The organism is Thermococcus thermotolerans, from assembly GCF_024707485.1.
Classification (GTDB): domain Archaea; phylum Methanobacteriota_B; class Thermococci; order Thermococcales; family Thermococcaceae; genus Thermococcus; species Thermococcus thermotolerans.
The window spans coordinates 1,371,863-1,395,268 of record NZ_CP102602.1 but is presented as its reverse complement, the minus strand read 5'-3'; the positions used below and the strand labels follow the sequence as shown (position 1 = coordinate 1,395,268).

25 protein-coding genes are annotated in these 23,406 nt (G+C 44.7%); 10 read left to right on the top strand and 15 right to left on the bottom strand.

The window, feature by feature from the left end; genetic code table 11:
• Nucleotide 1: 1 nt before the first annotated feature.
• The 9 genes from NUS69_RS08020 (at nucleotide 2) to NUS69_RS07980 (ending at nucleotide 9,349) form a co-directional block, all read left to right on the top strand.
• Nucleotides 2-1,315 (top strand): DUF58 domain-containing protein, encoded by a 1,314-nt coding sequence (locus NUS69_RS08020; RefSeq protein ID WP_258083292.1) that lies wholly within the window; start codon nucleotides 2-4, stop codon nucleotides 1,313-1,315.
• Nucleotides 1,312-1,860: a hypothetical protein gene (locus NUS69_RS08015; RefSeq protein WP_258083291.1), complete on the top strand. Its 549-nt coding sequence runs from the start codon at nucleotides 1,312-1,314 to the stop codon at nucleotides 1,858-1,860. The genes NUS69_RS08020 and NUS69_RS08015 overlap by 4 nt, the downstream gene beginning before the upstream one ends.
• Before the next feature lie 70 nt (nucleotides 1,861-1,930).
• Nucleotides 1,931-2,803 (top strand): glycosyltransferase family 2 protein, encoded by an 873-nt coding sequence (locus NUS69_RS08010; RefSeq protein ID WP_258083290.1) that lies wholly within the window; start codon nucleotides 1,931-1,933, stop codon nucleotides 2,801-2,803.
• A 3-nt stretch (nucleotides 2,804-2,806) separates the two neighbouring features.
• Complete coding sequence (locus NUS69_RS08005) at nucleotides 2,807-3,805, top strand: glycosyltransferase family 2 protein (protein ID WP_258083289.1); 999 nt, start codon at nucleotides 2,807-2,809, stop codon at nucleotides 3,803-3,805.
• Nucleotides 3,806-3,846: 41 nt separating this feature from the next.
• On the top strand, nucleotides 3,847-4,764 hold the full coding sequence (locus NUS69_RS08000) for a glycosyltransferase (protein WP_258085052.1): 918 nt from the start codon (nucleotides 3,847-3,849) through the stop codon (nucleotides 4,762-4,764).
• Nucleotides 4,764-5,861: a glycosyltransferase family A protein gene (locus NUS69_RS07995; protein WP_258083288.1), complete on the top strand. Its 1,098-nt coding sequence runs from the start codon at nucleotides 4,764-4,766 to the stop codon at nucleotides 5,859-5,861. Before NUS69_RS08000 ends, NUS69_RS07995 begins: the two co-directional genes overlap by 1 nt.
• A gap of 23 nt (nucleotides 5,862-5,884) precedes the next feature.
• The gene (locus NUS69_RS07990; protein ID WP_258083287.1) at nucleotides 5,885-7,570 is read left to right on the top strand and encodes a hypothetical protein; all 1,686 of its coding nucleotides are present in this window, start codon (nucleotides 5,885-5,887) and stop codon (nucleotides 7,568-7,570) included.
• Nucleotides 7,571-7,622: 52 nt separating this feature from the next.
• Nucleotides 7,623-8,498, top strand: a complete 876-nt coding sequence (locus NUS69_RS07985) for a hypothetical protein (RefSeq protein WP_258083286.1) — start codon at nucleotides 7,623-7,625, stop codon at nucleotides 8,496-8,498.
• 11 nt (nucleotides 8,499-8,509) lie between these two features.
• Nucleotides 8,510-9,349 carry a glycosyltransferase family 2 protein gene (locus NUS69_RS07980; protein WP_258085051.1) on the top strand — a complete coding sequence of 280 codons (840 nt, stop codon included), beginning with the start codon at nucleotides 8,510-8,512 and terminating at the stop codon, nucleotides 9,347-9,349.
• Here the strand turns inward: NUS69_RS07980 and NUS69_RS07975 are convergent.
• On the bottom strand, nucleotides 9,312-10,310 hold the full coding sequence (locus tag NUS69_RS07975; protein WP_258083285.1) for a glycosyltransferase family 2 protein: 999 nt from the start codon (nucleotides 10,308-10,310) through the stop codon (nucleotides 9,312-9,314). The genes NUS69_RS07980 and NUS69_RS07975 overlap by 38 nt on opposite strands.
• 76 nt (nucleotides 10,311-10,386) lie before the next feature.
• Between NUS69_RS07975 and NUS69_RS07970 the strand changes: the two genes are divergently transcribed.
• Entirely contained in the window at nucleotides 10,387-11,997 is a 1,611-nt protein-coding gene (locus tag NUS69_RS07970) for an alkaline phosphatase family protein (protein ID WP_258083284.1), read from the top strand.
• Between the two features lie 319 nt (nucleotides 11,998-12,316).
• Here NUS69_RS07970 and NUS69_RS07965 read toward each other — a convergent pair whose 3' ends face one another.
• The 14 genes from NUS69_RS07965 to NUS69_RS07900 form a co-directional block, all read right to left on the bottom strand.
• Nucleotides 12,317-12,949 carry an oligosaccharide flippase family protein gene (locus NUS69_RS07965; RefSeq protein ID WP_258083283.1) on the bottom strand — a complete coding sequence of 211 codons (633 nt, stop codon included), beginning with the start codon at nucleotides 12,947-12,949 and terminating at the stop codon, nucleotides 12,317-12,319.
• Between the two features lie 15 nt (nucleotides 12,950-12,964).
• Complete coding sequence (locus tag NUS69_RS07960) at nucleotides 12,965-13,129, bottom strand: DeoR family transcriptional regulator (RefSeq protein ID WP_258083282.1); 165 nt, start codon at nucleotides 13,127-13,129, stop codon at nucleotides 12,965-12,967.
• Between the two features lie 56 nt (nucleotides 13,130-13,185).
• On the bottom strand, nucleotides 13,186-13,566 hold the full coding sequence (locus NUS69_RS07955) for a DUF2283 domain-containing protein (RefSeq protein WP_258083281.1): 381 nt from the start codon (nucleotides 13,564-13,566) through the stop codon (nucleotides 13,186-13,188).
• The gene (locus NUS69_RS07950; RefSeq protein WP_258083280.1) at nucleotides 13,550-13,882 is read right to left on the bottom strand and encodes a DUF4258 domain-containing protein; all 333 of its coding nucleotides are present in this window, start codon (nucleotides 13,880-13,882) and stop codon (nucleotides 13,550-13,552) included. The genes NUS69_RS07955 and NUS69_RS07950 overlap by 17 nt, the downstream gene beginning before the upstream one ends.
• Before the next feature lie 231 nt (nucleotides 13,883-14,113).
• Nucleotides 14,114-14,800 carry a hypothetical protein gene (locus NUS69_RS07945; protein WP_258083279.1) on the bottom strand — a complete coding sequence of 229 codons (687 nt, stop codon included), beginning with the start codon at nucleotides 14,798-14,800 and terminating at the stop codon, nucleotides 14,114-14,116.
• Nucleotides 14,788-15,732: a helix-turn-helix domain-containing protein gene (locus NUS69_RS07940; RefSeq protein WP_258083278.1), complete on the bottom strand. Its 945-nt coding sequence runs from the start codon at nucleotides 15,730-15,732 to the stop codon at nucleotides 14,788-14,790. Before NUS69_RS07940 ends, NUS69_RS07945 begins: the two co-directional genes overlap by 13 nt.
• A 366-nt stretch (nucleotides 15,733-16,098) precedes the next feature.
• On the bottom strand, nucleotides 16,099-16,989 hold the full coding sequence (rfbD, locus tag NUS69_RS07935; protein WP_258083277.1) for a dTDP-4-dehydrorhamnose reductase: 891 nt from the start codon (nucleotides 16,987-16,989) through the stop codon (nucleotides 16,099-16,101).
• Nucleotides 16,986-17,456 carry a type II toxin-antitoxin system VapC family toxin gene (locus tag NUS69_RS07930; protein WP_258083276.1) on the bottom strand — a complete coding sequence of 157 codons (471 nt, stop codon included), beginning with the start codon at nucleotides 17,454-17,456 and terminating at the stop codon, nucleotides 16,986-16,988. Before NUS69_RS07930 ends, rfbD begins: the two co-directional genes overlap by 4 nt.
• Nucleotides 17,444-17,632: a hypothetical protein gene (locus tag NUS69_RS07925; protein WP_258083275.1), complete on the bottom strand. Its 189-nt coding sequence runs from the start codon at nucleotides 17,630-17,632 to the stop codon at nucleotides 17,444-17,446. Before NUS69_RS07925 ends, NUS69_RS07930 begins: the two co-directional genes overlap by 13 nt.
• Before the next feature lie 62 nt (nucleotides 17,633-17,694).
• Nucleotides 17,695-18,252, bottom strand: coding sequence for a dTDP-4-dehydrorhamnose 3,5-epimerase (gene rfbC, locus NUS69_RS07920; RefSeq protein WP_258085050.1), 558 nt, complete (start codon nucleotides 18,250-18,252; stop codon nucleotides 17,695-17,697).
• A gap of 2 nt (nucleotides 18,253-18,254) precedes the next feature.
• Nucleotides 18,255-19,256: a dTDP-glucose 4,6-dehydratase gene (rfbB, locus tag NUS69_RS07915; RefSeq protein WP_258083274.1), complete on the bottom strand. Its 1,002-nt coding sequence runs from the start codon at nucleotides 19,254-19,256 to the stop codon at nucleotides 18,255-18,257.
• A gap of 9 nt (nucleotides 19,257-19,265) precedes the next feature.
• The gene (locus NUS69_RS07910) at nucleotides 19,266-20,324 is read right to left on the bottom strand and encodes a glucose-1-phosphate thymidylyltransferase (RefSeq protein ID WP_258083273.1); all 1,059 of its coding nucleotides are present in this window, start codon (nucleotides 20,322-20,324) and stop codon (nucleotides 19,266-19,268) included.
• Nucleotides 20,325-20,421: 97 nt separating this feature from the next.
• A complete protein-coding gene (locus NUS69_RS07905) occupies nucleotides 20,422-21,954 on the bottom strand; it encodes a flippase (protein WP_258083272.1) in 1,533 nt (510 codons plus the stop codon).
• 37 nt (nucleotides 21,955-21,991) lie between these two features.
• A complete protein-coding gene (locus NUS69_RS07900; protein WP_258083271.1) occupies nucleotides 21,992-23,335 on the bottom strand; it encodes an AlbA family DNA-binding domain-containing protein in 1,344 nt (447 codons plus the stop codon).
• Nucleotides 23,336-23,406 lie beyond the last annotated feature (71 nt).

Here is a 23,406-nt window from a genome sequence, read left to right as displayed (position 1 = left end):
GATGAAGCGCGAGGACCTCATCCTTACCCTCTCCTTTCTCCTCATCCTTGAGGGCTACCTCGGGGAGAGCGCGGCCCCGGCTCTGCTGGGCTTCTTCCTGCTCCTCTACGTCTACGGCATCCGCTCGGCCGTTGAGCTGAAGGTCACAGGTGAAAGGGTTCTCGAAAGCCGTCAGCTTGAGGAGGGGAAGCCCGCAAGGGTCACCGTGAGGATAAGGAACGGGGGGAGCGGGGCCTTCGTGAGGCTCACCGACCCGAACGGGGAATTTGAGGTCTCCGGCCTTGAGGAGTTCCATCTCGGCGCCGGCGAGGAGAGGGAAGTCTCGTACTCGATAAAACCCAACGCTAAGGGCAGATTCGTGCTCGAACCGCTTCTGGTCACCGTTCAGGATGAGAGGGGCCTCTACTTTGAGGAGTTCCGGGTTGGTGATGAAATTGAGGTCACGGTCTACCCGGGTGTGGAGGGCATAAGGGACGCGGCGAGGCTCGACTACAACCTCAGGCTGGCCGAGGCCTACAAAAGGGGAGTCCTCCTCGGCACCGAGAGCCTTGAGATAAAGGATCTCCGTGAATACCAGCACGGGGACGACTTCAAGAGGATAGACTGGAAGGCCACCGCCAGGCTGGGCGAGATTATAGTCAGGGACTTCCTGAGGGAGAGCAACGCTGACGTTTACATCTTCCTGGACAACACGAGGGAGATGCGCAAGGGCCTGAAGATGGCCAAGATAGACTACGCCTCCGTCCTTGCGCTCCAGCTGGCGGCGAGCCTCGTTAAGAGGTTCAGGGTGGGGATGGTTATCTACGACGACGAGAGGGCCGAACTCGTGAGGCCCGGTAAAGGCCCCTCACAGCTTGAGGCGATGAGGAGGAAGCTCGCCATACGCGGCAGAAGGGGCAGGATGAGCCTTCGGTTCGACTTCGAGACCGGCATAGGTGAGAGGGCGAGGGAGTTCCTCGGCAAAGTGCTCCCGCTCAAGAAAGGGAGGAAGGGAAGCACGGGGATCTTTGAGGGCCTTTCACTCCTAAAGCAGACCTCCTACATCATCTTCATAACCGACCTCAGCAACCCGAGGGAGCTCTACCGGGCCGTTGCCCTGGCGAGGAGAACCCACAGGGTCCTGATACTCTCCCCCAACCCGGTTCTCTTCTACTCCGGAGAACTCGACGAGAAGACCCTTGAGAGGCTATACCGGGCTTATGTCCAGAGGGAAGGCCTGCTGAAAAAGTTCAACCTCTTAGCTCCAACCATCGACCTTGGGCCAAGCGACTACCTCCGCGAGCTGATGAAGGCATCCAACGGGTGGGGCAGATGATAGGGGTTATCTCTGTGGTAATAGCGGGCATCATCACGGGGAACCACATCCTCTTCCTCGCGCCGGTGGTGTACCTTGTAAGCTTGAGGGACAGGGATCTGGGGCTGGTAGCATACCTGATCTTCGCCCTCTACTCGGGAGATAGAATTTCCCCAGCCGACATGTACACCTACGAGGGCCTTGTGACGTCTCTGGCCTTCGCGGGATCCATGGTTCTCCTCCTGGACGACGGCCTCAGGGGAAAGGTTAAGCCCGGGAGGCTCGAACTGCTCGTGCTGCCCTTCATGCTCCTCGGAATAATTGTCCCCGAGGCCTTCATAGCCGGGGCGGTGTTCTACTTCGCTCTGAGGTTCAGGATAGACGTTAGGGTGGTGGCCGTCCTCGGGACAGCGGCAGCGACCTTCTTCCTGCTCAGGGGCTTTCTCGGCGGCCTGGGCTCCGTCCCCAACCAGGTGGCCGTGCTGGCGGGCTTCGCAATCTTCCTAGCCGTGCTGACTATGCTGAGGGGAAATCTTAAAAAGGTGGACTCGTTTAGGTGGAAATGAATCTGGAGCTCTCTGCCCATGCCCGTGACACTCGGCATCTAAATTATAACGGACTGTAATGGTGACTTTGATGAGGACGCTGGTGATCATTCCCACCTACAACGAGGAGCTGACGATCGGGTCTGTCGTGGCCCTGGCCAGGAAGTACGGTGATGTCCTGGTCGTTGACGATGGAAGCAGCGATAGAACGTCCGAAATAGCCCAGAAGGCGGGGGCGGTTCTTATACGGCACGACTCAAACAGGGGGAAGGGCGCCGCCCTGGGCACCGGGTTCGAGTATGCCCTCAGCAGGAACTACGACGTGGTCGTTACCCTGGACGGGGACGGCCAGCATAACCCCGATGAGATACCCCTAATCCTGGAGCCCATCGTCAGGGGAGAGGCCGACCTCGTGATAGGGTCGAGGTACCTCAACGGGAGTAGGAAGAAAATACCCCTTTACCGGCGCATCGGCCTCTGGGTCCTTAACAAGGGAACGCAGGTGGCGGCGGAGGTCAGCGTTGATTCCCAGAGTGGATTCCGGGCAATTACTCGCCGGGCTTTAAAGGCGCTGAACCTTAGCAGCACCGACTACTCGATAGAGACGGACATGGTGGTGAAGGCAAGGGAGGCGGGGATACGCATCGCTGAGGTTCCCATAAACGTCCGCTACGATGTTCCCAAAAGACACAAGAAGAACCCCCTCTCCCACGGGCTCGGCGTCCTGGCGAGCATCGTGGGGCTGATAGGGTACAGGCGCCCCCTGCTGCTCTTCAGCCTCTTGAGCCTGCTGTCTTTTGCGGTTGCGGGGGTTCTGGCCTACTGGGCGCTGAAGCCATACTATGCGGGCGGGAACGTCTATCTCACCCAGGCCATCGGCGCCGGTATATTCACGATAATCGGGATTCAGCTGTTCATCGGCGGCCTGATGCTGAACGTGCTGGCAAAAATGGTGAGGGAGTGAACTATGGATCTTTCAAATAATGCAAGTGTGATTATAGTAACGTATAACCATAAAAAATACATGAAAGCCTGTCTAACGTCTGTTCTAGATAATAATCCTTTAGAAGTTATTGTAGTTGATAACGGTTCTACTGATGGAACCGTTGAATTTATTGAAAAAGAGTTTCCACAGGTTAAGATAATTAAAAGTCCAAGAAATTTGGGTTATGGTGGGGGAAACAACTTAGGGGTTAAACATGCAAGAGGTGAATATGTTGCTATATTAAACCCCGACACAAAAGTTGAGAAAAACTGGCTTGAAGAGCTTTTAAAGCCTTTAAAAAGGGAAGAGAAGCTAATTACTACTCCAAAAATTTTGACTTATGAGGGCTCTAAGATAAACACATGTGGAAACATGGACCACTTTACTGGGTTAACCTTTACAAGAGGTCTAAATGAGAGTCCTGAAAAGTTTGATAAATTTGAGTACCTAAGTGGTTTATCTGGGGCATGTTTTGCTATGAGAAGAAAGGACTATTTAGAGCTCGGGGGTTTTGATGAAAATTTCTTTGCTTATAACGAAGATGCAGAATTTTCTTGGAGGGCTCATGCCAAAGGATTTAAGATATTATATGTTCCAACATCAATAGTATATCATGATTATGAGCTCAAAGTTCCCCCAGAAAAGATTTATCACTTAGAAAAAGGGAGATACATAATTCTGAGGAAATACTTAACCCGGAAGGGGCTTTTACTGATACTTCCTTCGTTACTGGTAACTGAGATGCTAACCTGGGGCTATTCAATTTTAAATGGGATTAGTGGGGTTAAATTTAAGATTAAAGGACTAAAAGAGGGGATTAGAACGGAAGTTGAGAAAATAGAATGTGATAGAAAAAAATTGTTAAAAAGCTTGGACTGGAAGGTTCCTGAGGAGCAGTTGAGCTATAGCGTTGTTGATAGAATTATAAAAAAGATTGCAAACTTTGTTTATTGGATAAATTATAGGGTGATAGTGAGATGAAAATCGCCTTAGTTTGCTCTCACGGTGGGCATTTGACTGAAATGCTTTATCTAATGGATGCTTTTAAAGGCCACGATGTGTTTTTCATAACTTACGATCACCCAAGAACACGAGCTTTGCCCTACAAGAAGTATTTGTTTCCAAACTTTGGAGAAAAGCCTTTTAGAGTTATAACCCACCTACCAAAGATAATAAAGGTTATAGCAAAAGAAAAGCCAGATGTTATGGTTAGTAACGGAGCCGAAATTGCGATCCCGTTCTTCTATTTAGGAAAAATTTTAGGAATAAAAACAATTTTCATAGAGTGTTATACCAGAATTAATGAACCCACTATTACTGGAAAGCTTGTATATCCGGTCTCAGATTACTTTTTTGTTTTATGGCCTGAAATGCTCCAACATTATGGTAAGAAAGCAAGATATATTGGGGGATTATTTAAAAAGATTAAGAAAAAAATAAACTTAAAAGAGAAAAAGAACCAAATTTTTGTAATAACTGGGACACATTATTTAGGCTTTGAAAGATTAGTTAAAGCTGTTGATAGTATTGCTAAGGATATTGACTATAACGTTATAATTCAGCTGGGAAATACTCATTACAAGCCAGAGAATGCTGAATATTTTGATTTTGATAAATATGAAGAGATTAAAAAAATAATAAAACACTCTAAGCTTGTCATAGCTCAAGGAGCGATAAGTGTACTCGATGGATTAAAGTTAGGAAGTATTGTTATTGCGTTTCCAAGATTAAAGCAGTTTGACGAGGCTACTACCAATCATCAACTCATATTTTCAAGGAAACTTGAAAAAGAGGGATTGGTAAAAGTTGCTACTAATGAGAAAGAGCTTAGAAAGGTATTAATCGAGTTATTGTCAAATTCAAATTGGAACTATTTAAGTTTGGTTATTGTAAATAAACGGAGTATCAATACTTTAAAAGAAATATTAAGGTGTGACTAATGGAAAAGTTGAGAATTTCGGTGATAATCCCTACAAGAAACCGGGTGTTATACCTAAGACAGTTGTTAGAAAATATAAGTAACCAAACTCGGATTCCGGATGAGGTTATAGTAATTGGTCATATAGATGACTTGGAAACAAAGAACTTCCTTTTGAAATTTAATAAAGGTAAGTTTGAATTTAGGTTAAAGTTCGATTTTATTAACGGTGGATCTTCAAACGCAAGGAATAAGGCAATTTCATTAAGTGAAGGAGATATTTTGATATTCCTAGATGATGATGTTATATTGGAAAAAGACTATATCAAAAACGTTGAGACAATATTTAGCTCTAATCCTAGAGTTAAGATAATAACTGGATATACTTTTGATATAGTGGATTTAGTAACCCCGTGGATTGTCAAAAAGGGAGATATCGAGTATATCCGGGAAAATAGAAATGACGAATTCGTTAAAATCATACTAAGAGAAATAAAAAAGAGATATTTTAAAAAAATACATATATTCAAAAAAAAGACATGGAAAATTTATCTCTTGTACTTACTGAAAATTCTCAGGAATATCTTTAAATCAATATTCCTCTGGGAGTCTCCAATAAAAGGAAAAATACTGCCATCAGGTTACAGAAGTGAATTTCCAGAAATCTCAAAGATAGAAATGGAGGGAGGATTAGTAGAAGTGGAGTGGATTCAGGGAAATAACTTCGCTGGAAGAAGGGAGGTATTTGAAGAATTTAAATTCAATGAGGAGTTTGAGAAACTCCATAGCTATACCTTAAACGAAGACTTGGAATGGTCAGCTAGAGTTTCAAAGAAATATAAAATATATATTACATCCCATGCCAAATTAGTTCACTTGAGAGCGCCAACAGGAAATAGAATAGACTATACAACAAGACTAAAAGCCTTAGTTATTAGCACTTATTACATTTCCAGTATTAAGGGAAATAAAATAGCTCATCTATGGGCAATCTTTGGGGTACTGCTAAGTAGAACTCCCACAATACTCTTAAATCCTGTAAAAGGGATAAACCAGATCAAGGCAATAATAGAGGGGTTAAAAGAAAATCATAACGTTCATGAAACCAAAGGATGTTGAACATAGATACGAGGCGATAATTTATGAAAACAATAGCTAAAAATAGTTCATTCAATATCCTTCCTAAGAATTTGAGTCCTATTATAAAGACCCTCATCATTACTGCAATATCATCAATCAACTATGCACTACTAGCTGAGGATTTAAAAATTCGGAATTATGGTGGGATAGATTCATATGGAATTACGGGGATTCTTTCCATAGCAATTGTTTTACTAACAATTTTTTTAGGGCTATATACTAAAAGAACACTTAAATATTCATATATCGGCATTTTCTACTTGGTGTTACTTTTCTTTGTCCCCCAGATATTTTCAAAGCTTCCGATATTCCCTTTTGTATACCGTATATACGGTCATATTGACTACATTATAAGGACAGGATATATAAATCCAAACTTGCCTGGGCTTGGTTATCAAACTTGGCCGGGAGCCATGTTTCTAGGTGCTATACTTGGGATAATCTCAAAAGTGGGTTTGTACATCCTTTTAACACTTCCTGTTCTTTCCTATCTAATCAATGTGCCCATTTTCTATCTCCTATTAAAGGGGCTGACAAAAGATCCCAGAAAAGCAACTATAGGCGTGTTATTTTGGATAACTGGTAGCTATGGTTTTGGATGGTTTGTACCTGGAGTACTGGCAGGGTACTTAGAGATGGTAGGAATTTATATATTATTTAGGTTCTATTTAAAAAGAAATGAGAACTATTCAAAGTTTGGGATTATCTTGATGTTGTTGACCTTAACTTTAGTGTTTACTCATATGTTAACAAGCATTTTCTGGGCAATCACGATGATGGATTTTTTGATTTTATCGTTATTTATTAAAGACAAAAAAACTCAAACATTAAGTACTGTCCTTTTAATGTTATTTATAGTTTTTCAGTTTTACTGGATATTTAGTTATTCACTTACACTTCAGATGTTTAAGTCAAGGATAGCTCAGTTCCTGACATTATTTTTGAGAGCTACTAAGGCGACTGAAAAATGGATTAGTATTACTCAGACCGTGTTAACACAACATGCTAAGATATTAAAAATTAAGGCTTACTTCGTTTATTCTATTATTGGAGCAAGTTTAGCGGGAATGTCGCTTGTACTTGCTGAGTCGTTAAAAAGATCCATTAAAACAAGAAAAGTTGATAAATTGGTATTCCTTTTAGTGCTCCTTTTAATGTCTTACAGCCTTGGGATACCGGCAATTGCTGGAAGTTATAGTGGAGAAATCTCATCAAGACTTCTTGGGGGGAGTAAATATATTTTTGTAATCTTTTTTACATTAGCTCTTAAAAGTCCAAAGTTTAGAAAAGTGGCTATTATAGTATTGTTTCTCTTTTCGTACTTACATGTGATGTGTACTTATGGCAATCTGGCTTATGACTATGTCGCATTTAATGAGGTTGCCGGAATCTCGTATACATCAATAAATATCCATTCAAAGGTTTATACGATATATGATCCTTTATGGGATATGGAGTATATAGGAGAGGTATGGCAACATGTGTCATCTATAGATTCCCTCCTAAAAAAGAAGAATACAACAATTCCTTTTGTTGTGTTGTCTTCAAGAAGAATTGATGGATACAAGTTCTTCACTGGAAGAAAGCCCAATCTAATGCCAATAAGAATAAAAAGTTCAAAGATATATTGTTCAGATAATCAGTATATAAATGTCCCAAGCAAATTTGAAATATATTATGGAGGGTGATACTATTAATATAAGATCAAAGATTATAAGGCTCAAAAGAAATTGGGGAAATTTGAGAACTAAGCAATTTTGGGAAGATGTGCTTATATATTATCTAGCAAAGGTTATTTATCCACGAAATAAAGGTGTATTCATAGTGGAAGAAGAATGGGATAATCTAATTATCCTAGACGCATGCAGATATGACAGTTTCAAGGAAGAATTCGAAAAAAGGAATATGGAGGGCAAATTAACATATAGAATATCCCGGGGTTCTGGAACACCTGAATTTCTTACTGAAAACTTTGGAAATGGAAAGTTTGATGACATAGTTTATATTACTGCGAACCCATATGTTGATCTTCTATTGAAAGGGAAGTTTTATAAGATAATTTCAGTCTGGAGGGATGGATGGAGTGAGGAGTACAATACAGTCCTACCATCAACTATGTATGAATACACACTGGACGCTTTAGTTAAATATCCTGATAAAAGGTTTATAATACACTTTATGCAACCCCACTATCCTTTCATAACCTTGAAAGTTAGAGAAGATACTGGAATAAAATACCAAAGAAAAGCTACGTTGGAAGGAAAAAGCGTCTGGCAGGATGTGACTATATGGTCTCTTATGAAAGCAGGAATTATATCTTTTGAGGACGTAATAAAAGGTTATAAAGAAAATTTAAGCTTGGCCTTAAATTATGTAGAAAAACTTATAGACATACTTCCTGGGACAACGGTAGTTACTGCCGATCATGGAGAGGCATTTGGAGAAAAGCTTCATTCTTTAGTTCCTATTAGGGTATATGGTCATTATAACGGAGTTAGGATAGAACCTTTGATAAAAGTTCCTTGGCTTGTAATTGATGAAAAGGATAAGAGACTAAAGAAACCTGAAAAATTAAAAATAAAGCAGGCAATAAAAAGATTACATAAAACAAAATAAGAGTGATTGCAATGAAGTTCAAAAAAACACAAATTTCTGTCATTATGTGTGTAAAAAACAGAGAGAAGGAAGTAGAAAGAGCTTTAAAGTCAGTAAAGAAACAAAAGGGAGTATTGGAGATAATAGTTGTTGATGGGAATTCCACGGATAGAACGATTGAAATAGCAAGAAAATATACAGACAAAATATACTCAGATGAGGGAAAGGGCCTAGCATATGCAAGACAGCTTGGAGCTGAAAAGGCTAAGGGGGAGTACATTGCATATATAGACTCAGATACGGAACTCCCAAAAGAAGACTTGTTAATAAGAATGATTAAAGAAATGGAAAAAAAGGGCTGGGTTGCTATACACGCTCAGTTGGTAAATCCAAGAAAAAACAAAACATTATGGGAATATTGTGAAAACATGCATTTAACAACCAGATTTAACAAACCTGGAGAAAGAAGGTATCTTGGAACTATTGTATGTGTTGTAAAACGAAATATTGTTTTAAAATATCGTTTTGATCCATTTATGAAATATGCAGCTGAAGACACAGAATTTTGGAGTAGAGTTGGAAAGGAACATAAGTTCGGGGTTTCAAAAGAGGTTGCTTTTCATTATCATCGAGCATCATTTAAGGATTTTGTAAAGCAAAGGGTTTGGTATGGAAAAGGAAATGCAAGGGCTATTGTCAAACATAAAGCCTGGAAATTACTGCTCGTTCCTTTTGGAATAATTGCTTATGGGGTTTTTCAAGCACTTGAGTGTAGGAAATGTATAAAATGCATTCCGTATTATTTGGTCTGGGGCATTGCTTTGATGTATGGGACTATTGTTGGTCTTTTTGAGATATGGGGGGAGAGATAACATACTTCATTTTTCCATTTATGCCATCGATTAATCCATTAATTGTCATGGATGCGTGTTTAATTTTGCCTTCTAAACTAAATTTTGCAACAATCATTAAGAAATTCCCTAAAAATTTCATTAGCTTTAGATGTCCTAGATTATTTTTCTTTAAAAAGTAATATCCATTTCTTATTTTGTAGTAGAGAACGTAGGGTCTTTCTTTTGATATGGTCTCTTTGTGAAAAACCTTTGCATTTTGAGAATACCTTAGGTTAAATCCAATAGTTGTGATGCGATAGAGCAAATCAACTTCTTCTTGATATAGAAAATAATTTTCATCAAATAATCCAGCATACATTAATGGGATTACATTTATCAATAGTGCAGCTCCGAACAAGTTCTTATATGTAATTTTGTTTTTTCCTTTTTTTGTTCTATAGGGACTCCACAACCTAAGAGGATCAGTATAATAGTAAATCTCTGGCCCAACAGCCCCACTTTTTTTATCGCTTTCTGCAACTTTGACTAGCTCTGTCAGGAAGTTGTTATCTACTACAGTATCATTGTTCAAAAGTAAAATGTAATCTGGGTTTAAAACACTTAAAGCGAATTTTATCCCAACGTTATTTCCACCAGCGAAACCGTAATTATCTTTGTTCTTAATTAAAATCATTCGTTTATTAATCTCATATTTTTCATAAAGAGGTCGATTAAACCTTCCTTGCTTTGCCACATCTTCACTAATCTCAAATACTTTAATTGGTTTATTGTTTGGATTATATTTGAAAAACTTTGAACTTACCTCAATTTTCCCTTCTGCGTATTCTCTTATCTTTTGAACAGAATCATCCTTAGAACCGTTATCAACAACAATAACGTCATAATTAGGATAAGTAATCCTATAAAGTGATTCTAAACATTCAATTGTATCTTGCCAGCCGTTCCAATTCAAGATTATTATGGAAACTCTAGGAAACACCGGACTATCCCCAAGAAGTATTGAAAAGCTAAAAACTTAAAAGCATTGTTCTCTGTTACATCTCTGGGGATATTTCATGAATGATTTTCAAAAATTACTAATCATTGGTCTTGATGGAGCAACTTGGGATATTCTAATGCCCCTAATCAAAGAAAGAAAACTTCCAATATTGGAGAAATTAGTCAAAAATGGAAGTTATGGAATTTTAGAATCAACTATTCCTCCAGTTACAGGTGGGGCTTGGCTTTCTTTAGCAACGGGAAAAACACCTGGAAAAACTGGGATAATAGATTTTCTGAACAAAAAGGATGAGGGTTATAAATTATACCCAACATCTTCTTCAGATTTCAAAGGACACTCTTTTTGGGATTATTTAAGTAAGGCAAACAAAAAAGTTGGCATTTTCAATTATCCCATGCTGTTCCCGCCATATAAAGTGAACGGCTTCATGGTTTCTGGATTAGGCTCTTCTCCAGATGACAATATTTCGCACCCCTCTTTTTTGAAAGAAGAACTTGAACAAGTTGCAGGGGAATATGAAATTTATGTTGATTACCACAACAAAAAATATGAAAATCTTGACTTGTTTATATCTGATTTAAACAAATTCCTGGACAAGTTTGAAAAATGGATTTATTATCTGATCAAAAACAAAGAATGGGAAGTCCTCTTCTTGGTATTTTCGGTAACCGATTGGGTTCAGCATATAATGTGGAGGCATATAGATGAGAGCCATCCTCTATACGACCCAAAAATTTCACCTAAATACAAAGAGGAATTTATCAAATTCTGGCAGAGAATAGACAAGATCCTAGGAAATCTCTTAGACATGGTTCCAAAAGACACCATCGTTTTTCTTGTTTCAGATCATGGGTTTGGTCCTAATGATCAGGTGTTTAACCTAGCAAAATGGCTCGCTATGAAAGGATATATTGTCAGGAGAAGAAACATCAAGAAGCTCATCAAAAAATACGCATATAAAGTTGCCACAATCGTGGCAAAAACACCAATAAGGGAACTATTCTCTACTAAAACCAGAAAAAGCGTTGGGAATGTATTAAGAACCAGCATCGCAGACGAAATTAACTTTGAAAAAAGCAAAGCCTATTGTTTAGGGCATACAATTCCATTCGGGGCCATTTATATAAACGCAAGCAATGAAAAAGAGAGAGACGAAATTAGAGCCAGATTGATAAATGACTTGAGGAATATAAGCAAGGACATCAGAAAAGAAGTTGAAGTCCAAATGTACGAACCTAAAAAGCTCTATTCTGGAGAGAAAGTTAATCTTCTGCCAGACATAATCTTTACGATTAACAACTGGAGATGTGTTATAATAGAAGACAGCTTTGATAAACCATTATTTGAAGAAAAATCCTTTTCGACAAGACATACCGGAGCACATAGGCTTAATGGTATCTTCCTCGCCTACGGTTCAGGAGTCAAAAAGGGGCAGAAAATCGATGGAGCTAAAATATACGATGTAGCCCCAACAATCCTCCACATCTTTGGCTTGCCAATTCCAAAAGACATGGATGGACGAGTTTTAATAGAAATTTTTGAAGAAGACTCAAAATTTGCAAAGAGAAAGCCAAAATACTTTGATTCAAGTTATTATGAGAAAAAAGGAGAAGATGAAAAACTCAAAAAAGCCATCAACAACCTAAAACTAAAGGGCAAGATTTAAACAAACTTCCTTAAACTTTTCTTTATAATTTCCATATCAAATCCCGTCTTCCGTTTTATCGCCAAAACAGCTCAACGTCTTCTTTATCAAACTCCTACGTAGGAGAATCAAAAAGAAGTAAACCACAAGGAAAACTATCAAGACAGAAATTGCATACCACATATTTGATATCTTTAAATGCGAATTCCAAACTAGGTAATAGCCGAGCATCAAAGTGTCAGTCCACGTCATCACGAAGCCAGCAATACCCGTCAGCATTAGAGGGATTGAAAACCTGACCAGCTCTTTTCCGAGCTTTGAATTCAGGGAAATCCCGGGTTTAAAAAACCCCTTTCTTCCACACATCAAAGGTGAGCGCCAGAAGTGTGAGAACCTGGGCAGCAAGGTAGGCACCAAAAACAAACGCAAACGGGAGCCCCAGGAACGCCCCCATCACAACAAAGGCCATGAAAAGCGTTGGATAAACTATGTTCTGAAAATACACCTGCTCCCTCACCCGTCCAAAGCCCCTCGATACCGAGATCACAACTCCGGTTAACGCCCAAAAAGGCAGGGCAAAGACGGCTATCCTCAGCGCTCCCGCTAACCTCTCATCGCCGAAGAGCCGGGAGATGTTCCCGGCGCCGGCGAAGAGGATGGCCGTCCAAATTAAACTGTTCACCGCAACAATAACCAGAGCCGTTGAAACCAGATCCCCGACCCTCGAAGGCTCCTTCTCCCGGTAAAAAGCAACCTCCCTCGGGAGGGCGTTCTGGAATCCGAGCGTGGCTATAACAAGGGCGATGTTCAACACGGTCAGAGCTAAATTAAACACCCCATACTCCCCGGTGGAGAAGTACCTCGCTATCACCGCCCTGCTCAAAAAGCCGAAGAACATCGAGATAACCGTTCCCGCAAAGAGGATTCCCGTCTCCCTCGCAATCTTCTGCAACGCCTGGCTCGCCTCGCTCATGGAGGTCACCTGTAATTATGATGGCTTTGATGGCTTTAATTTGTAATAAGTACCATTTCCAGTCACTCCAATCTTTTCAAATATCCCTCTTTTGACCAGTTCTTTTAAATCTCTAGTGGCAGTGGCCTCAGACACTCCAAACAGCTTCGGATACTCTTTATCTCCTATCCTCCTTCTCATTCACATAGAGCACTATCCTGAAATTATGAAAATCGGAGGATTCTCTTCAATTCCGTCTAGACACTGATAGAAGTGACTGCCGTGGGAAGGCCGACGTTTGCCATTTCCAGTACCCTTGAGCGCTCACGTTCCTTTTTTCTCTGGACTACGACTATTGAAATCATCATTTCAACCCGGTCTTCGCTGATCCTGATCTCCGCGTGGAGCCTCCTAATGTTCCTGAGCAGGCCTTTGTCCAATCCGAACTTCTTGGATGCCCCAAGTATCTCAAAACCGATGACGTCCAGCTTATCCCCACCCGGAAGCCGGCCAAAGTCAAGAATAACATCATCCCCAAGCATAACAGAATGCTCATACTTACCCTCCGGCACCACTACAAAGAGTGAATCGACAAGGGGGTCGTAATCCACGGGCCTGAACTCAATCTTCTCTCCCATATTCTTTCACCTTCGTTCTCCTCTTGGAGGGCTGCGGAAACACCGTCACCACGATTAATTTTAATTTGCTCTTAACATGCCTTGCATCTACTATTATTATCAGGTCCTTATCATCAGTATACGCGTAATACAGCTTAAATCTCCCCTCAGGCTCTTGCTGGAGCACGCCCCTGAGTCTCTGTGGATTATAAAGCAGCTCTTCCACCAAATCCTTTGAGATCCCCCTAACCTGGAGGCGATATTCACAGTGATGGGTAACTGTGACCTCGGAGATGCTTTTGGACCTCAACAGAGCCACGAACTTGGTGAAATCCATGTTCCTTCGAATATTGTACCCAAACCAAGCATTTAAATATTACGTTTCTGGAAGCCTCTCCATGAATGAGGCTTTCAAAAAAGCAACGTAAATATCAGAGCTTCGCTTATGAGGACTCATGGGCCTTTCCCACGTGACAGACCAGGAAGCATTAAAACAATCGTCCGGCAAAGAGGATTCCAGTTCCTCCGGCAATCCTCTGCAAAGCCCGACTCGCCTCGCTCATGAGTTTCACCCGCTTATTTTGTCTAAATAGTTCTTAAGGCGAATAAGCCCCTTTACAGTTCCGAGCTGTTCCATTAAGATGTTAAGACGGTGTGTAATCCTCGGGACCAAGCTCTTGAGTGACTCATCCCCAGAAAGCTGGTTCTCAAGCTCCTGAATGATTATTTCATACTCCAACCCTGTTTCAACAAGTGCAATTAAATCCTCAACATCCCTTGTCCTTTCCAGTGAGGTCACGCTCTTAAACAGGAAGATGTCCTCCTTTGAAACCAGCATGATCCTAAACCACTTATGAGAGCTGAACTCTTCTGGAGCTTCAGCCCTTGAAACCATGCTTTCAGACAGGTACAGCTTGTCGAGAACTCTCTTCACAAAAACATCGAGATAGAACCCCTCTAATGGGTGCAGGTACCGCGTGCTCATGCCGAGGTCATAATCCCACCGTGAGCGGTACTGCCTCACATAAACTGGCAGTTTTGGCAATGGAGTTTCTAAAAGATTTTGCAAAAGAGAAAACTGTTCTCTGCCTAACACTATAATGTGGATGTCCTTCGTCGCACTTTTAAGCCCTCTGAGGGCCAGATTTCCACCGCCAATCAAGTAGACTTCCAGGGGCTCGATGTTAAGTAGCTCAGCCTTTTTTTCCAGAAGGTGAAATTCGGATATTATTCTTTCCCTGGTTACCGCACCCAATTCCCTTCACCGAAGTACATTTTGAAGGTTTCCCTCACTTCTTTCATAGAGGGATAAGGATACCTTTTAACTCCTTTGCCCTTAAGGTACTTCAATAGCACTTCCACATCCACGTTGTATTTCATGCCGAGCTCAAAAAGCTTCTTCCGGTCTATCTTGTCTTTATGGGACAGCAACAGGACAATCGAATACAGGATCGTCCTCGGTTCGAAGTCCACGAGCAGCGCATGAACAACAACTTCTTCAAGGGATATGTTCTTGACCTTTTCGGAATAATAATAGTGATACCACCCAGTCCCAATGAGTTCCACCCCAAAATCGCCGAATCTCCCAACCCCAGTTAGGTGGAAGTTTCCGACATCTTTCCCCCCATACTCCCTCGTCGACAGGATAAATTCCTCAACTCCACTCCACACCAGGGCAGAATCCCCTGAGAACTCTCTAGCCTTGATGGAGTTTTGCAGTTCATAAAATTCCTCTGCAAACTCGTGAAAGGGTTCGTATCTCCCCATCAGGAAGTATCCTTCATCTTTTTTTCCAATAACCCCATAATCAGAAAGCTTATCAATTACATGGTAGAGTGTACTCCTTGGGAGATTGCCCTTTATGCAGAGCTCATAGGCACCTAATGGAGTGCGCTTGATAACCGCGAGAAGGGTGAGATTCTTTCCGCTCAGGATCTCATCGAGGGGCATGTGGCCAAACCTGAAAGTCAATTTTCTAAAAAGTTCTGCGGGCTTTGTCTCGCTTAGGGATACTATCTTGTATTTCCCCCGTTTTTCCGCCTTTACTAAACCCTTTCTTTCAAGAGATGTAACGAGGGCGGAGGTTCTATAAATGGATAAGCCCAGTTCGTTGGCTAACTTAGTTACAGCTTTTTCTCTTTCAAGCTTTAGAAGCAACTTAACTTCCATTTTTGATAGGGTCTTCATGTCCAAAAATTAGAAAGTAGTATATATAAAACTTTTGATTTTTTGAACATTTTCTGCAGAGCATGGTCGCTCACGTGGCTCACCTTTTCAATTTATAATCCCTTTGAGCTTTGAACCATTTAAGATAAAATGGGAGCACAAATCTGTAGAACAACAGCTAATTCGTTTACCTCTACCAGAGATAGAGGGGAAAGTCATTACAAAAGTGAACTGATCGAGATATGTGTTGGCCCAAATCTGAAGCCCCTTCAATATGACACCAGATAATTGACATTAACCCTCAGAATCGAACTCAGAATCGAAGAGGAAAAAGGGACGTACTCACTGTTTATTCTGAACTACGACCGCTGTCCGGTCTTTATCACCTCAAAACTTCTCGGATGTGGCGTCATCTGGCTGGATGCTTCTCCCCACTAAGTACTTCCTCAGTCCCTCCTTCCAGGATGGCATTCCCAGACCAATTTTGTGGAGTTTTCTGTTTTCAAGCGCCGAGAACCTCGGCCTCCTCGCCAGCCGGTTGAGCTCGCTTGACTTTATAGGCTTCACTTCAACGTCCCAGTCAAGGATTTCAAATATCGCTTTAGTGAACTCGTACCACGAGCAGTGGCCCTCGTTGACCATGTGGTAAACTCCCCACTCCGGCTGAATTTTCAGAAACTCCTTCAGAGTCCTCGCGACGTCCACAGTATAAGTCGGGCTCATGAACTGGTCGTTCACGATTTTCAGCTCCTCCCCGCGCTTCGCCTTCTCAATGACCCAGTTGACGAAGTTCCCTCCCTTCCCGCTTGCACCGGCCTTCCCGTACAGGCTCGCCACTCTGATTATGTAGTACTTCCTAGAATAGTTCCTCGTGAAAATCTCACCGGAGTACTTACTTGCCCCGTAGACGTTTATCGGGTTCGGAACGTCTTCCTCGGTATAAGGCTCACCTTTCTCGCCGTCAAAGACGTAATCCGTGCTGATGTAGACGTTGATGGCATCAATTTCACTGGCAACTCTGGCAACGTTCAACGCGCCGATGGCATTGACAGCAAAAGCTTTCTCCGGATAAAGCTCTGCATCATCAACCCTGACGTAAGCGGCCGTGTTGATGATTACGTCGGGCTTTAGCTCTTTCAGCACCTTCAGGGTCTCAGGAACCGTAACGTCCAGATCCCTGTGGATCAGCGGGATGACGTCAAAAGACGGGTCTTCTCCAAAGACCTTCACCAGGTCCGTTCCGAGCTGACCGCTGGCACCGATTACAGCGACCCTCACAAGGCATCACCAAGTTTAGATATCTCCTCCGGATCACTGATAAGAGATATACCCTCACTTTCACAGGCGTTGGCAAAATCGCTGTCAAACGAAATCAGGTATTTAACGTCGTAGAACTTGCAGGTTGCGAGAATAAGGGCATCGTTCGGAAGCAGGCCGTATTTTATCATGTACTCAACTGCAAGGGTTTCAATAGCTCTGTTTATTTCAAGATCGAGGAAAAGCTCAAAAAGCCGTGAGAAGTCCAAGAGATCCTCCCTCAGATTTCTGATAAGAGCGGGATTGTGTTTTAGTGTATATGGCCTTTCACCTGTTAATGCCCTCAGGTACACCATAAGCGCCTCGCTGAACACTATGCTGTTGGAATACAGAACATTAAAACGCTCCCTTAGGTCGAGGAGGTCAATGTTACCTTTCAAATGTTCGATTATTACGTTGGTGTCCACAAAGGCCGCTAGATAGCCCATTCCTCCTCGACCTCTCTGAGGAGTTTTTTAAGGTCAAGGTCCCTAAACTTTCCGTGAAGCTTTTGGACACTGTGCTCTATAAGGATCTCCCTCTCAACCATCCGTTTCAACCGCTTGAGGTCAATCGTCTTCAGGATTTCGTCAGGAACGTTAAGTTCAATGGCGATTTTTCCCATATCCAATCACCGCCGGTGTATTTTTATCATGTGGCTATAAAATGTTTTTGCGATGTAGCGTCTCAAAACACCCATCCCTTTTCGATAGCTTCCCTCAGCGTCGGCCACTTCCCGTCCTTCTCCGAGACTATGGGGTCGTCAATCGGCCAGTCTATGCCTATATCCGGGTCGTTCCAGATTATTCCTCCCTCATAATCCGGCGCATAGACGTTGTCCACCTTATAGACGACCTCAGCAACGTCGCTCAGCACAACGAACCCGTGGGCAAAGCCCCTCGGGATGTAGAGCTGGTATTTGTTGTGCTCCGAGAGGATGACGCCGACCCACCTGCCGAAGGTCGGAGAGTTCCTTCTCAGGTCAACGGCGACGTCGTAGATGACTCCCCTAACGGCCCTGACTATCTTGGTCTGGGCATAGGGCTCGCGCTGAAAGTGAAGGCCTCTGAGCACTCCATATCTGGACTTTGAGTGGTTGTCCTGGATGAACTCCCCTTTGATCCCAGCCTTTTCAAAATCCGGTTTCTTGTAAGTTTCCATGAAGAAGCCCCGCTCGTCCTCGAAGACCTTCGGCTTGATTAGAATGACATCGGGAATTTCCAGCCGTTTGAACTCGAAGGGCATCCTCACCACCCCAGCTTCCAGGGTGTCGGGTGGAGAACCCTTTCGTTCACCAGCGGCCTCCACCAGTCCTCGTTTTCGAGGTACCACTTGACCGTCTTCTCTATGCCCTCCTCAAAGCTGTGCTTCGGCCTCCACTTCAAATCCCTCGTTATCTTCCACGAGTCGAGGGAGTAGCGCAGGTCGTGGCCGGGCCTGTCTTCGACGAACTCTATGAGGGACTCCTCCCTGCCCATGAGCTCAAGGATCGTCTTAACGACCTCCAAGTTAGTCTTTTCCTCGCCGGCGGAGATGTTGTAGATTTCCCTCGGTTCCCCTTTGAGCAGAACGGCCTCAATTGCCCTCACGTGGTCTTCAACGTAGAGCCAGTCCCTCACGTTCTGACCGGTGCCGTATACCGGAATCCTGAGCCCCATGCTGGCCCTGATTATCGTCTTGGGGATGAGCTTTTCCGGGAACTGGTAGGGGCCGTAGTTGTTTGTGCACCTCGTTATGGAGGCGTTCAGGCTGTAGGTCCTCGCCCAGCCAAGCACGAGAACGTCGCTGGCGGCTTTGGTGGCGGAGTATGGAGATGAGGGCATAAGGGCGTCCTTCTCGGTGAACGAGCCCTCCAGGATGTCGCCGTAGACTTCATCGGTGCTCACGTGAACCAGTCTGACCTCGGGGTTCTCTTTCCTTACCGCCTCAAGAATCGTGTAGACACCGATGACGTTGCTCTTCAGGAAGTGCTCGGGGCTTGAAATGCTCCTGTCCACGTGGCTCTCGGCGGCGAAGTTAACCACCGCATCGGCCTTCCTCACCAGCCCCTTAACGAGCTCGAAGTCCGCTATGTCCCCCTTGACGAAGGTGTAGCGCGGGTCGTCCTCGATGTCCTTTAAGTTGGCCGGATTCGAGCCGTAGCCAAGCTTGTCGAGGTTTATCACTTCCCAGTCGGGGTGCTTTTCCAGGATGTAGCGGATGAAGTTGCTCCCTATGAAGCCCATCCCTCCGGTTACTAAAAGCCTCATCGTTCCACCTCACAGTATAAGCCTTGAGTTGTCGCCGACAACGAGCTTTCTGCCGAGAGGATGCGAAGTGCCGTTTATTATCTTCACGCCCCTCCCGATCAGGCTCTCAACTATCCTGCCGGCGTTCCGTATCTCGCTGCCCTCAAGCACTATGGAGTCCTCTATCTCGGTGTTTTCAATGACGACGTTGTCGCCGATGCTCGTGTAGGGCCCTATGTAGGAGTCCATTATCCTGACGTTCTTTCCAATGACCACCGGGCCCTTAATGACTGTGTCCTCGTCTATCACAGTGCCCTCGCCGATCACGACCCTCCCGTGGATACGGGCGTTGGTGTGTATCCGGATGTCGGTCTCGATATCGTCCAGGATGAGCCGGTTGGCGTCTAAGATGTCCTCCGGCTTTCCCGTGTCCTTCCACCAGTTCTTAACCTTCGTCCAGCCGACGCGGTAGCCGTGGTCGATGAGCCACTGGATCGCGTCGGTTATCTCAAGCTCGTTCCTCCAGGAGGGCTTTATGTTCCTGACCGCATCGTGGATAACTGGCTTGAAGAAGTAAATGCCAACCAGAGCGAGGTTGCTCGGCGGCACCTTGGGCTTCTCGACGAGCCGCCTTATGGTCTTCCCGTCCTCGTTGAGCTCGGCCACACCGAACTGCTGGGGGTTGGGAACCTCACAGAGGAGAATGCTTGCGTCAAAGTCCCCCTCCCTGAAGTGCTTCAGGTGCTCGACAATGCCCTCCCTGAGGATGTTGTCACCGAGGTACATGACGAAGTCGTCGTCCCCGAGGTAGTCCCTGGCGACCAGAATAGCGTGGGCAAGCCCTTTGGGCTCGCCCTGGTAAATGAACTCTATCTCAGCGTCCCAGTCAACGCTCCTAACGGTCTCCATCACCTGCTCCTTGTTCGGGCCGACGATAATCCCGATATCGTGAATGCTGGCCTCGATGACGTCCTCGATGGCGTAGAACAGGACGGGCTTGTTCGCAATCGGAATCAGCTGCTTCTGCTGTGAGTATGTTAAGGGTCTCAGCCGGGTTCCGTGACCGCCAGAAAGTATCAATGCTTTCACGGTTCTTCACCAAGGATTAATACCCCTTTTGTGTAATAAAAATATTTATGCATCCTCTGAAAAGTTTGCATGCTAATTCTGGAGGCTGTGGCGGGTATTAATGAACAAACCTCCCCAGCACCTTCTTCACCCACTTCAGGTCAATCCCTAACTTCTTCTCTATCGCTAGGAACAGCTCGACGTCCTCCCTATCCACGCTCCCGCTGAGAAGAACGAGGAGGAAATAGACAGCCAGAAAAACCGCCAGTACGGGAACCGCGTACCATATACTCGATACTTTCAGAGGGATGACCTTCAGCGTGCCGAGCAGTATGAGGCCAATGCCCAGGGGCTTGAGGTAGTTCTGCGAGAATGGATGTATCCCGGTTTTCCTGTAAAGCCAGACCGATCTGAACACGTTGGCGACAAAATACGAAACAGCCGTGGCCACGGCAGCTCCCTCTATGCCATAGGCAGGTATCAGAAGGACGTTCAGGAGGATGTTGAAGCCCGCCGCAAAGACGTTCCCCACCATGTTGAGGTTGGGCTCACCGATGACCACCAGGCTCATGCCGTTCAGACCGAGGAATGTGTGGAACATGAAGCCCAGGGAGAGTATCTGGAGGGCCGGGGCCGCCTGAACGTACTTCTGGCCGAAGAAGAACGCTATCGCAGGTTCTGGAAATAGGAACAGGAGTGAAAATATGGGGAGCGTGAGCAGGAATATCCACTTGGTCAGTATCTGGTACACCCTCTTCATCTCGGACAGCTTTCCAAGGGCCCAGAACCCGGCCACGAGGGGGGCGTAGAGGAAGCCCGCGGAGTTCAGGAAGATGGGGATGAGCCTTGCGAGTGGGGCGGCGGCGTTGTAAAGCCCCACGGTGTCTGACCCCCAGTAGTACCCCAGCATCAGAGTGTCCGTCCAGTTCATGACGAAGGCCAGTATGCCCGAGAAGAGGAGGGGCAGGGAGAATACTACAATCTCCCTCCCGATACGGGGATCAATCCCGGGTCTAAATTCGATGAGGCCGGTTTTCCTGATGTCCGCTATCAGCAGGGCGAAGGTTGCTGCCCAGGAGAGCACGTACGCGGTGAACACAGTCTGAAAACCGCTATCAGATACTGCAACCCCCGTTATAATGATGAGAAAGACTGCGGGGTATACCACGTTCTGAAAATACACCTGCTCCCTCACCCTTCCGAAGCCCCTCGATACCGATATCATCACGGCGGTTAGCGCCCAGAAGGGGAGGGCGAGCACGCCTATCCTGATGGCATAGGAGAGACGCTCATCCTGGAGGAGCAGGGCAACTTTATCTGCGGAGGCAAATACCAGGACCGCTGTTGCCAGCCCCGTTAATATTGAAAGCGTTATAGCGGTTGAAATCAGGGTGGTGACTTTTGATGGCTTCCTCTCCCGGTAAAACGCGATCTCTCTCGGTAGGGCGTTCTGGAAGCCCAGGGTAGCAACAACGAGAGCTATACTGAGGACTGTTAGGGCCAGATTAAAAACCCCGTATTCCTCCCTCGAAAATTCCCTTGCTATGATTGCCCTGCTCAAAAAGCCGAAGAACATCGAGATAACCGTCCCGGCAAAGAGGATTCCCGTTCCTCTGGCAATCCTCTGCAGAGCCTGACTCGCCTCGCTCATGAGTTTCACCCGTAATTATGATGGCTTTGTGATGGTATTATGATGGCTTTGATGGCTTTAATTTGTAATAAGTACCCTTTCCAGTCACTCCGATCTTTTCAAATATCCCTCTTTTGACCAGTTCTTTTAAATCTCTAGTGGCAGTGGCCTCAGACACTCCAAACAGCTCCTGATATTCCTTATTCCCTATCCTCCCCTTCTCCTTCACATAGAGTACCGCTCTGATCTGCCTTTCATTTAGACCCAGCTTTCTCAGGTACTCCTCAGTATAAATATCCTTTCTCAAAAGAACCAGGAATCCCCCGGCCTCCTCCTTGAACTCAGGCTCGGGTAAGCCGTTCTCCAGACAGAGGCGAACCATCTTAAACGTTCCTGTCCCCCATCTCTCAATCAGTCCGGCGTAGTAGAAGATCTGGGCAATCTTGGGGTTTCTCAGCTTGGATGGGTGCATCTCCTTTTTCAGGTCTTCAAGGTTAACCCCCTCCGGCAGCTTCCCTGGATTCCAGATCCAGATGAAGTCATCAAAGATCTTAATCTGTATACTGCTCGGGTCGGTGTAGTCCCTGTGAATCAGGGCGTTTATTATGGCCTCCCTGAGGGCATCCAATGGATAATCCCAGATTTCCCTTCTCCTCAGCTCCCCTTCAAACTCATACTTGACTCCAATATGGCCCATTATCGTCTTCATGGCCTCTTCAACCTGTATAAAGAGATTTCCCTCAATCTCTTTGTCGTCTATGATCGTTATCGGGTCTTTAAACCGGCCTATTCTAACCCTGGCCTGGATATGATACCTCTGCGGCTCTTTTCCAAAGAGTAGCAGCGCGGCGTTGGTTATCCTTCCATCTTCCAGAAGTCCCAGCTTATCCAGAATTGACTCAACGTCCTCGTTTTCATTGATGTACGGCAGCCTGTTCCTAGCCATACGGACAAACTTTCTGATAGTTTCCTCATCCAGGTCTTCTAACGCTGCGGAAGATGGCAGGGAATCCCATGTAATCCCGGATTTCTTGAGGAAAAACCTCCCCAAATCCTCCCAGCCCATCTCAACGGTCTGGGCACCGACCCTCCTGTAGTATCTTCCCCTGAAAGAAACCGGGACTGATGACTGGGAGACCTCAATAATGACGACTCTCTTTCCACTAACCTCTTCAACCTTTATGGATGGGTTTATCCCGAGGTTGTGCCTTATTGACCTGGCTAGACTGTCTAAGTCCCCAGAAAAGCCAAAAACCTTTCCATCATCGCTAACACCGAGGAGCAAAATTCCACCGCGGGTGTTGGCGAAGGCTGACAGTGTCTTATACACGGAATCATTCAGCTCCCTCTTAAACTCACTGGTTTCGCTCTCGCCTCTCTTAAGCAGGTCACTAACGTTCATACAGCCCACCTAACATTTTGAGGGAGTAGTCAGTTAATAAGCTTTTCAGCATAATGGAGAAAAACAACCTC